This is a genomic window from Sphingosinicella sp., from assembly GCF_052387495.1.
Classification (GTDB): domain Bacteria; phylum Pseudomonadota; class Alphaproteobacteria; order Sphingomonadales; family Sphingomonadaceae; genus Allosphingosinicella.
Window position 1 is genome coordinate 1 of record NZ_JBQTJC010000180.1, and the last position, 11,390, is coordinate 11,390.

An 11,390-nucleotide genomic window follows, 5' to 3' on the forward strand; every position below is an offset into this window, starting at 1 on the left:
GCGCGCCCGCGCATGCGGTGGAAGCGGTCGCCGATCAGCTCGGGCTCGATCTCTCCCACGAGGCGAAGACCGCCTCGGGCGGCGAGCGGCGGCGGGCGGCGATCGCGCGGGCGCTGGCGCTCGAGCCGGACGTGCTGCTGCTCGACGAGCCGACCAACCATCTCGATCTCGCCGGGATCGAGTGGCTCGAGGACTGGCTCGGCCGCTATACCGGCGCCTTCATCGTGATCAGCCACGACCGCACCTTTTTGAAGCGCCTGACCCGCTCCTCGCTCTGGCTCGACCGCGGCCAGCTGCGCCGCGCCGAGGTCGGCTATGGCGGCTTCGAGGCCTGGACCGAGAAGGTCTACGAGGAGGAGGCGCGCGCCGCCGACAAGCTCGACGCCAAGCTCAAGCTGGAGCTGCACTGGCTGCAGCGCGGCGTTACCGCGCGGCGGCGGCGCAACCAGGGCCGCCTGACGAAACTCCACGAGATGCGCGCCGCCCGCGCGGCGATGCTCGGCCCCGCCGGCACGGCGAAGATCGCGCTCGAGAATGACGAGGTCCGCACCAAGATGGTGATCGAGGCCGAGAATGTGACCAAGCGCTTTGGCGACCGCGCGATCGTCAAGGATTTCTCCCTGCGCATCCAGCGCGGCGACCGGATCGGCGTGGTCGGCGCCAACGGCACCGGCAAGACCACCCTGCTCAGGCTGCTCACCGGCGAGACCGCGCCGGACGAGGGCAAGATCACCCGCGCCAAGACGCTGCAGGGGATCATGATCGACCAGCAGCGCCGGCTGCTCGACCCTGCCAAGAGCGTCCGCGACATTCTCGCCGACGGCGGCGACTGGATCGAGGTCCGGGGCCACCGGAAGCACGTCCAGGGCTATTTGAAGGAGTTTCTCTTCGAGCCGACCCTGATCGACGCCAAGGTCGGCAGCCTTTCCGGCGGCGAACGCTCGCGGCTGCTGCTCGCGCGCGAATTCGCCCGCGCCTCGAACCTGCTCGTCCTCGACGAGCCGACCAACGATCTCGACCTGGAGACGCTCGACCTGCTGCAGGAGGTGATCGCCGATTATGACGGCACCGTCCTCATCGTCAGCCACGACCGCGACTTCCTCGACCGGACGGTGACGATCACCCTGGGCCTCGACGGTTCGGGCAAGGTCGACATCGTCGCCGGCGGCTATGAGGATTGGGAGCGCAAGCGCCGCCCCCACGTCCACAATCCCAAGGTCGCGGCGCCGGCCAAGGCGGATGCGCCGCCGCCGAAGCCCAGGACCAAGCTCTCCTACAAGGACCAGCGCGATTACGACCTGCTGCCGGCGCGGATCGACGCGCTGGAGGCGGAGATCGCGCGCGACGAGGACATCCTTTCCGATCCCGATCTCTACGCGCGCGACCCGGCCCGCTTCGCCCAGCTCACCGAGGCGATCGATAAGGCGCGGGCCGAGCGCGACGCCGCCGAAGAGCGCTGGCTGGAGCTGGCCGAGCAGGCGGAGGCGCTGCAAGCTTGACCCCGCCCGGCCGCTCGCGCACCAACGGCGCGGGCTCCGGGGAGGTGGATCGATGAAGCGTTACGTTCTCTTGTCGCTGGCGGCTTTCGCCCTGAGCCCGGTCGCCGCGGCGGCGCAGCCGCAATCCGTGCCCCCGATCGTCTATCAGAACCGGACGCTGGCCAACGGCCTTCGCGTCTATTCGATCCGCGATCCCAACAGCGCCAACGTCTCGGTCCAGGTCTGGTACGATGTCGGCTCGCGCGACGATCCGCGCGGCCGCTCGGGCTTCGCGCACCTCTTCGAGCATCTCATGTTCAAATCGACCCGCAACATGGTGCCCGAGCAGCTCGATCGGCTGACCGAGGATGTCGGCGGCTTCAACAACGCCTCGACCCACGACGATTTCACCAATTATTACGAGGTCGTCCCGGCGAACCATCTCGAGCGGCTGCTCTGGGCCGAAGCCGAGCGGATGAGCTCGCTGGTGATCGAGCCCGGCTTCTTCGCCTCCGAGCGTGACGTCGTGAAGGAGGAATTCCGGAGCCGCGTGCTCGCCCAGCCCTACGGCCGGCTGTTCTACCTCTATCTCCCGCAAATCTCGTACGACGTTCACCCGTACGGGCGGCCGGGGATCGGCAGCATCGAGGATCTCGACGCGGCGACGGTCGACGACGTGCGCGCCTTCCACGCCACTTACTACCGGCCCGACAATGCCGTGCTGGTCGTCTCGGGCAATTTCGAGCAGGCCGATCTCGACCGCTGGGTGGACCGTTATTTCGCGCCGATCGCGCGGCCCGCCGGCGAGATCCCGCGCGTCACCGCCGTCGAGCCCGAGCGGCGCGAGGCGCGGACCTACACCGTCTACGAGCCGAACACGCCGCTCCCGGCGGTGCTGATCTCCTATCCCGCGCCGCCGTCGAACGACGAGGATGCCGCCGCGATGGAGGTGCTGGACGGGATTCTTTCCACCGGGCAGAGCTCGCGGCTCCACCAAGGCCTCGTCTATCGCGACCGCATCGCCGCCTCGGCGAGCTCCTATGTCGACCTCAAACGGGGCCGGGGCGTGCTCGCCGCTTACGCGATCCTCTCGGGCGGCCAGAGCGCCGAAGCGGGCGAGGCGGCGCTGCGCCGCGAGATCGCGCGCTTCCGCGACGAGCCGGTCAGCGCGGCCGAGCTCGAAGAGGCGAAGAACGAGCTGCTGACCTCCGCCTTGCGCGGGCGCGAGACCGTCGAGGGCCAGGCCGAAGCGCTGGCCGAGGCGGTCGTCCAGGACGGCGACCCCGCCGCCGCCGACCGCCGGCTCGCCCGCATCGCCGCGGTCACCCCCGCCGACATCCAGCGGGTCGCTCAGCGCTGGCTGCGCGACGAGCGCAGCGCCGCCGTCCGCTACCTTCCCGAGGAGGCGCAGAACGGCGCGGCGGAAGATGCACTCGCGACCGCGCGAACCGTCCAGACCGTCGCGCTCACGCCACCGCCGAACATCCGCATCTGGGAGCCCGCGCCCGAGGCCGAGCGAGTCGCGCCGCCCGAGCCGGGGCCTGAGATCGTGCCGGAAATTCCGGCGCCCGACGTGCAGCGGCTCGCGAACGGCCTCACACTCATCACCGTGCGCAATCCGAGTCTGCCGATCGTGACGTTGAACCTCGTTGCCCGCGGCGGCTCGGCCGCCGATCCCGCAGGGCGCGCGGGCACCGCGACGCTGGCCGCGGCGGTGATGACCGAGGGCACGGCGAGCCGCTCCGCCACCCAGATCGACCAGGCTGTCGAGGCGCTCGGCTCCTCGCTTGGCAGCAGCGCCGGCTGGGACGGCTCGCAGCTCGGCCTCACCGTAGGAACCGCGCAGGCTGACGCCGCGCTCGCCATCATCGCCGACGTCGCCCGCCGCCCGGCCCTCGCCGAAGCGGAGATCGAGCGGCAGCGGACGCTGGCCATTGACGCGGTCGCGGTGGCGATGAGCGATCCCGGCGACGTCGCGCGGATGACCGCCGCGCGCTCGCTTTACGGCGCCGAGCCCTATGGCCATCCGGCGGACGGCACGGCCGCATCGCTCCGCGCGATCACCCGCGCCGATCTCGAAAGCGCCTGGCGCGCCCAGTGGCGGCCCGCCAATACAACCCTGATTCTGACCGGCGACATCGAGCCGACCGAAGCCAGGCGTCTCGCCGAGCGCCATTTCGGCGACTGGAGCAGCGAAGCGGCCGCCCCCGCCGCGGCACCCGCTGAGGCCTCGGCGCCGCGCGGCGGCGACGTGATCGTCGTCGACATGCCGGGCGCCGGCCAGGCCGCGGTCGCGGTCACCCGGCGCGCGCTCTCGCGGCGCGATCCGCGCTTCTATCGCGCTCTCGTCGCCAACGCGGTGCTCGGCGGCGGCTACAGCGCCCGATTGAACCAGGAAATCCGCATCCGCCGCGGCCTCTCCTATGGCTCGGGCAGCAGCGTCGACGCCCGCGCGGAGGCGGGGCCGTTCACAGCGGTCACCCAGACCCGCAACGACGCGGCGGCCGAGGTGCTCGGCCTGATCCTGGGCGAGATGCGGCGGCTGGGCGCGGAGCCGATCAGCGCGGGCGAGCTCACCGCCCGGCGCGCCTCGCTGACCGGCGATTTCGGGCGCAGCGCCGAAACCACGGCGGGGCTCGCCAGCCTGATGGGAAGCTATGTCCTGCGCGGGATCAGCCCCGACGAGGTCGGACGCTATTTGCCCTCGGTGCTCGCGGTCACGCCAGCCGAGGCGCAGGGCGCGGCGGCGGCGCTGCTCTCGCCCGAAGGCGCGACGATGGTGATCGTCGGCGAAGCGTCGCAATTCGTCGAGCGGCTGCGCGCCGAAGGCCGCACCGTCACCGTGATCCCGATCGCCGAGCTCAACCTCGACGCGGCGGCCTTGCGGTAGCCTTTCCTCGTCATGCCGGACTTGATCCGGCATCCGCCTCTTTCTGCTGCATCGTAGCCAAAAAAGGTGGGCCCCGGATCAAGTCCGGGGTGACGGTTAGAGGGAGATCAGCCCGCGCGGGCTTCGGCGAGGCGGCGCTGGATCGCGCCGTCGCTCGGGGCGCCGCGCGCGGCGCGTTCGAGCAGGACGAGGCCCTCGGCCCGGTTGACCCCGCTCTTGTAGAGGATCCAGCCGAGCGTGTCGGCGGTCGCCGGATTGTCGCGGTCGAGCGACCAGGCGCGGCGGGCGAGCGGCACGGCCCGGTCGTAATCGCCCGTTTCCGAATAGGCCCAGGCGAGATTGTTGAGGATCGTCGCGTCGTTATTGCCGATGCGGGTGCGCAGGCCTTCATAGACGCGGATCGCGCCCTCCCAATCCTCGGTTTGCATCATCCGCGAGGCGAACAGGATCTGGGCGGGGATGTTGCGCGGATTCTGGCGGAGGAAGAGGCCGAGCACCTGGTCCGCCGCCGGCTGCTGGCCGGAGCGCTGCAGCGCCTCGATCAGCCGGATCGCCACCGGCTCGGAGAAAGCGAGGTTGGCGGCGCGCCGATACTGCTCGGCCGCGCCGGCGAAGTCGCCGCGCACGCCGAGCGCGTCGCCGACCAGCATGTGCGCTTCCGGCGCGCCGGGATTGTCGGCCTGCAACCGCCGCGCCCGCACGAGCGCCTCGTCGCCGAGGCCGCGGGCGAGCATGGCCGAGATCAGCCGCACCTGCAGCGGCCCGTTGCCGGGCTGTTCGCTGGCCTCGGCCTGCAGCGCGGTGAAGCCGCCGTCGCTCAGCGGATCGAGCGCGGTGCGCGCGGCGGAGCGCGGCTGGGCCGCACGCGCGAGAAACCAGGAGGCGCGCGGGCCGTCGCCGAGCCGCGCGAGGGCGCGGCCCATCAGCGACAGGCTGTAGCTGTCCGCATCGGGCCGCGAGACGATCGGCCAGAGCGTCTCCGCGGTCGCGCGCGGATCGCTCATCCGCCATTGCGCCGCCGCGAGTAGCCGTCGCGCGCGACGGTTGCCGGGCTGGAGGCGGATCAGGCGGGCCCAGCGGGTCGCCCCCAGCTCGCCATTTCCGGTCTCGAAGTCGATCGCGCTTTCGAGCAGCATGCCGGCAGGGCTGGCCGCGAAGGCGCCGTTGGTCCGGTTGTAAATGGCGCGCGCCAGCTCGAAGTCGCGCGCGCGGGCGGCGAGCACGGCCTGCAGATAATAAGCGGTGGTATGGGCGCCGCCGTTGAGGCGGTGGGCGGCGCGGGCGTCGGCGAGCATGTCGCGCATCCGGCCCATGTCGCCATAGGTGATCGCCCGTTCGAGCAGCGCGTTGACGTCGCCCGGATCGACCTCGAGCGCGCGGTCGAACCAGGGCAGAGCGGAGGCAAGGCCGTATTGGGAGCGGGTCAGCTCGCCGCGCAGCAGCAGCGCCTCGCTGTTGGTGGGCCGGAGCGCCAGCGCCCGATCGACCGCCTGGAGCGCGCCGGCGATGTCGCCGTTGCTCCGGCGGAAGCGGGCGACGTCGCTGTGGACGTAACTGTCCTCGGGGCCGAGCCGCAGCGCCCGGTCGAACTCCGCGCCGGCCGCACTGTCGCCGAGCGCCGCGAGCGCCCGCGCCCGGATGCGCGCCGCATAAGCGGCATACGCGTCGGGCACCTCGGCCAGCTCATTCAGCGCGCCCTGCGCGTCGCTCTGGAGCAGCCGGGCATGGGCGAAAAGGTGCCGCGTCTCTTCGGCGGGGATGCCCGAGCGACGCGCCCGGGCGATCTCTGATTCGGCCGCGACGCCGTCGCCGAGCGCCAGCAGCACCCGCGCCTGCATCACCCGTACCGGGCCATTGGCGGGATCGGACTGAAGCGCGTTCATCAACTCGACCCGGGCGGTACGCAGGTCGCCCGCCTCGAACGCGGCCAGCCCGCGCTCGTAATGGCTGCCGCCGCCCGAGCAGGCGGCGAGCAGGGCCAAAGCGATCAGGAGCGCGCGTGCCTTCACGCCTGCAGCCCATATTGCTTCAGCAGGTCGTAGAGGGTCGGGCGGCTGATCCCGAGCAGCTTGGCGGCGGCGGAGATGTTGCCGTCGGTCTGGGCGATCGCCTTGCGGATCGCGCGCCGATCCGCCGCCTCGCGCGCCGCCTTGAGGTTGACCGGAAGGCAATCGCCGGCCGGCGCGGCGAGGTCGAGATCATCGGCCGAAACCAATTTACCGTCGGCCATGATCACGGCGCGTTTCAGCCGGTTTTCCAGCTCGCGGATATTGCCCGGCCAGTGCCATTTCTCGATCGCCGCGAGCGCGCCGGGGGCGAAGCCCTTCACCTGCGGGTTCATCTCGCGCGCGAAGCGGCCGAGGAAATGCTTGGCGAGCAGGGCCGGATCGCCCGGGCGCTCGGCCAAGGTCGGGATGCGCACGACGATCTCGGCGAGACGGTCATAGAGATCCTCGCGGAACGTGCCCGCGGCGATCATCGCCTCCAGATTCTGATGGGTCGCGCAGACGATGCGCGTGTCCACCGCGATCGGGCTGCGCCCGCCGATCCGTTCGATTACCCGCTCCTGAAGGAAGCGGAGCAGCTTGACCTGCAAGGGGAGCGGGATGTCGCCGACCTCGTCGAGGAAGAGAGTGCCGCCCTGGGCGAGCTCGATCTTGCCCTCAATGGTCTTGATCGCGCCGGTGAAGGCACCCTTCTCATAGCCGAACAATTCGGCCTCAAGCAGATTCTCGGGGATCGCGGCGCAGTTGATCGCAACGAAGCCGCCGCCGCGCCGCCGGCTCGCCTGGTGCAGCCCGCGCGCGAGCAATTCCTTGCCCGTGCCCGAGGCGCCGAGCAGCATCACGGAGACGTCGGCATCGGCGACCCGCTCGATCGTGCGCGCGACCTTGGCCATTTCGGGGGCGGCGGTAATCATCGTGCCAAGCACGGTGCGATCCTCGCCGACCGCTTCCTCCAGCCGCCGGTTCTCGCGCTCGATCTCGTGGAGCTGGAAGGCGCGCCGGACGATCAGGCCGAGCTGATCGATGTCGACCGGTTTCCGGTAGAAATCATAGGCGCCCGACGCGATCGCCCGCAGCGCGCTTTCCCGCGCGCCATGGCCGGAGGCGACGATCACCTTGGTCTCGGGCTTGAGCGCGAGGATCGATTCGAGCGCGGCGAAGCCTTCGGTCACCCCGTCCGGATCTGGCGGCAGGCCGAGGTCGAGCGTCACCACCGCGGGCTCCGCCGAGCGGACCAGGTCCACCGCGGCGCTCCGGTCGGAGGCGACGATCACCTCATAATCATCATAGGCCCAGCGCAGCTGACGCTGCAGTCCCTCGTCGTCTTCCACGATGAGCAGGGTCGGCTTCAGCCGGTCGTGATTCAGGGGGGCGTTCATGCGCGCATCCGTTCGATATTGATTTGGGAGCGGGTCGCCGCTCCGGGGAGGAAGATGGTGAAGCAAGTGCCTTCGCCTTCGGCGCTCTCCACCTCGAGCCGGCCGCCCATCGCCCGGATCAGGGTGCGCGCCTCATAGGCGCCGATCCCGAAGCCCGACTCCTTGGTGGAAGCAAAAGGCTGGAAAAGCCGACTCCGCACGAACTCGCCCGACATGCCCCGGCCGCGGTCGATCACTTCGATCGCGACGTCGCCGCCGCTCTCGAAGACGCGAAGCTCGACCGGCACGCCCGCCTCGCTGGCGTCGATCGCATTCTGGACGAGGTGGCCGAGCGCCTGTTCGAGCGCGGCGGCGTCGGCCAAGGCGACCAGAGCCATGTCGCCGCTGATGGCGACCGGATGGGCGCTCTTCTTCGCGGCGGCGACGGCCTCGACGATCGGGCCGATCGCGGCGGCGCGCGGCGGTTCGGCGAGCCGCGCCGCGCCGGGCGAGAGGCGCACGAGCAGGTCGTTCATCTTTCTGACCGAGCCCTGCAGCGTCGCGATCATGTCGGCCCGAAATTCGGGATTGTTGGCATGGCGTTCGGCGTTGCGCGTCACCAGGCTGAGCTGGCTGACGAGGTTCTTGATGTCATGAAGAATGAAGGCGAAGCGGCGGTTGAACTCGTCGAAGCGGCGCGCGTCGGCGAGTGCCTGCTGGCCCCGCGCCTCGGCGAGATAGCTCGCCGCCTGGATGCCGGCGGTGCGGAACAGGTCGATATCCTCCCAATCGAGCGTTCGGCGGAACGAGGGATGCTCGAGGATGACGAGGCCGACCAGCTTGCCGGCGTGGATCAGCGGCACCCCCGCCCAGGCGTGCTCCATCCCTGCCAACCAGGCCGGGACCGGAATCCGCTGGTCCTTCGCCTCGAGCGCGCCCCCTGCAATTCTGTCGAAGTCGAGCACCCACGCCTCGGCCTCGATGAACCGCAGCAGCGCTTCGGCGCCGGGGCCGCAGGCGGCGTGCTCCGTGCCGGCATTCCAGCTTGCCGCCGCCGAGAGCCGGTAATTGTCGCCGGCGAGCAGCAGCAGGCCGCCCTCGGCGCCGCCGATATCGGCAAGCGCCTTGACGATCCGCACCTCGAGCGGGGCGCCGTCGCGGCCCTCACGGCCGATCGTGTCGGTGAAACGCAGCCATTCCCGGCGATAGTCGTAGCGATGCTCGAAGACGTGCTTGGCCAGAAACACGCGCAGCCATGCTCGCGCGCGTCCCGAGGGGAGCAGCACGATCGCGATTCCCGTCATCACCAGGATGATGCCAAGCTCGGCCGCCCGCCCCCAATCGCCGCCGACCAGCTCCATCGCCCGCGACGCCGACATCATCACGATCAGATAGCCGAGGATTCCGATCAGCGAGACCGACTGGAACGTCGCCGCGCGGGAGAGCTGGATCTTCCAGGTCGTCCCCTGCTTCAGCCCCCATGCGAACAGGGGCACGATCATCGCCAGCACGGCGCCGCGCATCGCATGCAGGTCGCCGGCGAGGCCGCGGGTGAAATAGTCGACCGTGTAGAGATGGAGGTCGTAGGCCCACATCGCGGCGAGCGCGAGCATCGGGAATTTGAGCATGGCGCGCGACGCCGGCGCCGCCTGGCCATAGAGATTGTGGACGAGGATCAGGGCGCCCGCCGCGATGGTGAGGCCGAACAGCTGGCTGGTCGCGACCAGCGCCTCGAAGGCGAGCGGCTGGCCACGGAACTGCGCCATGATGCCGCCGACCGCGATCTGCAGGCCGACGACCGCGGCGACCGCGGCATAGACCGCTTTGACCGCGCGCTGGCTGCCGTCCGCGTCGGCCTCACGCATGATCCCGTACATGAAGTCGAGGAAGGCGAGGTTGCGGGCGCTCTCCGCGAGCTGCGGCAGCATGTCGTAGCCGTCGAGAAAGCCGAGGAAGATCGCCCAGACGGAAACCGTCGCAAAGGCGGTGACCAGCGGCCGGTTGCGCGCGTCGCCGTTCCAGTGGCGCAGCTGGAAAATCGCCAGCGCTCCGTAAAGCGCGGCGGCGAGCAGGTGGCTCCAGAGGGTGACCAGGCCGAGCATCAGCGCGCCCCCTCCGGCCAGATCACCACACGCGCTGTCTGGAGGAGGATGAGGATGTCGAGGAAGGGGGTGTAGTTCTTGGCGTAGTAGAGATCGAATTCGAGCTTCTCGCGGGCGTCCTCGACGCTGGCGCCGTAGGGGTAGTTGATCTGCGCCCAGCCGGTGATCCCCGGCTTCACCACGTGCCGCTCGGTGTAATAAGGCAGCCGCGCCTCGAGATCGGCGACGAACTGGGGGCGCTCAGGGCGTGGGCCGACGAAGCTCATCTCGCCCTTCAAGACGCTCCACGCCTGCGGCAATTCGTCGATGCGCAACTTGCGGATGATCCGGCCGACCCGGGTGACGCGGGGATCGTCCTTCTGCGCCCACACGGCCTTGCCCCCCACCTCGGCGTCAACCCGCATCGAGCGCAACTTGATCACCTCGAAGGTCTCGCCGTAGAGCCCCACCCGGCGCTGGCGGAAGAAAGCGGGCCCCTTGCTCTCCAGCTTCACGAGCAAAGCGGTGACCGCGATCAGCGGCGCCGTGAGGAGCAGTAGAATCAGGCTGACGGTGAGGTCGAACAGCCGCTTGCCCCACGAGGACAGCCGCCGCCCGGCCGAGAAGCCGTCCGAGAAGATCAGCCAGGAGGGATTGAGGCTGTCGAGATCGACCCGCCCCGTCTCTCGCTCGATAAAGCTGGAGAAATCGTGGACCTCGACGCCCGTGGTCTTGATCCTGAGGAGATCGTTGAGCGGCAGCGCGTTGCGCCGCTCCTCCAGCGCGAGCACGACCTCGCCCGCGCCGAGGCGGAGCAGGTGCGCGGGTAGGCTGGCGATGTCGTCGCGATTGGCGGCGCCCGGGACCGCGGGCGGCCCGTCATTCATCGAGATGAAGCCGACGACGGTGAAGCCCGCGCCCTCGGCCCTGGTCAGCGCCTCGATCCGCGCCGCGCGCGCCCCGGCGCCCAGCACCATCACGCGCCGCTTGAAGCGCGCGCCGCTCAGCACGCCGCGAAGGAGCGTCCGGACGGCGACCATGACGAACAGGGCGATCCAGGTCGCGTAGAGCAGGCTCGATCGCCAGAAGGCGACCGGCGGGAAGACGAAGAAGAGCAAGGAGAGGAGGATGATGCCGAGCGCGACGGCGACGACCAGCCGCGCGGTGGCGAAGCGGACCGACCGCAGCGCCGGCGCGCCGTAGACGCCGACCGCGACCATCGCCACCTGGAGCGTGCCGGCGAAGACCAGCATGTTGGCGACCCGGGAGCCGCTGTCGCCGGCGTCGACCCCGACCTGCCAGAGCCGCAGCAGCCAGCCGGCCTCGGCCGCGAGCAGCAGGATGACGAAGTCGATCGTCCCCAGCAGCAGCACCGCATAAGGGAGATAATGCTTGAACAGCCGGATCACGGGCGCGCGCCCCCGGCCGAAGCGGCGAGTGTAAGGCCGCCCGACACGCGGCTGCCCGACAGGTGCCGCGGACTGCGCGCGCGGGGCCCCCCCGCCCCATCAGGGCGCCCCCCCCCCCCCCCAGTCACAAAAAAAGGCAAGGCCGACACAGTGGGGGCAAATTACAAA

Annotated in this window: 6 protein-coding genes; 2 read left to right on the forward strand and 4 right to left on the reverse strand. The window is 70.3% G+C overall.

The genetic code is table 11. From position 1 onward, the window contains the following. Both ACT4N8_RS10255 and ACT4N8_RS10260 read left to right on the forward strand, forming a co-directional pair. A partial coding sequence (locus ACT4N8_RS10255; RefSeq protein WP_444858034.1) for an ATP-binding cassette domain-containing protein occupies positions 1-1,499 on the forward strand: 1,499 nt, incomplete at its 5' end. A 52-nt stretch (positions 1,500-1,551) separates the two neighbouring features. Beyond that, positions 1,552-4,368 carry a M16 family metallopeptidase gene (locus ACT4N8_RS10260; RefSeq protein ID WP_444858035.1) on the forward strand — a complete coding sequence of 939 codons (2,817 nt, stop codon included), beginning with the start codon at positions 1,552-1,554 and terminating at the stop codon, positions 4,366-4,368. Between the two features lie 107 nt (positions 4,369-4,475). Here ACT4N8_RS10260 and ACT4N8_RS10265 read toward each other — a convergent pair whose 3' ends face one another. The 4 genes from ACT4N8_RS10265 to ACT4N8_RS10280 are packed head-to-tail and all read right to left on the reverse strand — an operon-like array spanning position 4,476 to position 11,222. Beyond that, entirely contained in the window at positions 4,476-6,377 is a 1,902-nt protein-coding gene (locus ACT4N8_RS10265) for a tetratricopeptide repeat protein (protein WP_444858036.1), read from the reverse strand. Next, positions 6,374-7,753 (reverse strand): PEP-CTERM-box response regulator transcription factor, encoded by a 1,380-nt coding sequence (gene prsR / locus ACT4N8_RS10270; RefSeq protein WP_444858037.1) that lies wholly within the window; start codon positions 7,751-7,753, stop codon positions 6,374-6,376. The genes ACT4N8_RS10265 and prsR overlap by 4 nt, the downstream gene beginning before the upstream one ends. Then, positions 7,750-9,834, reverse strand: coding sequence for an XrtA/PEP-CTERM system histidine kinase PrsK (gene prsK, locus ACT4N8_RS10275; RefSeq protein WP_444858038.1), 2,085 nt, complete (start codon positions 9,832-9,834; stop codon positions 7,750-7,752). The genes prsR and prsK overlap by 4 nt, the downstream gene beginning before the upstream one ends. Next, on the reverse strand, positions 9,834-11,222 hold the full coding sequence (locus ACT4N8_RS10280) for a TIGR03013 family XrtA/PEP-CTERM system glycosyltransferase (RefSeq protein WP_444858039.1): 1,389 nt from the start codon (positions 11,220-11,222) through the stop codon (positions 9,834-9,836). Before ACT4N8_RS10280 ends, prsK begins: the two co-directional genes overlap by 1 nt. Positions 11,223-11,390 lie beyond the last annotated feature (168 nt).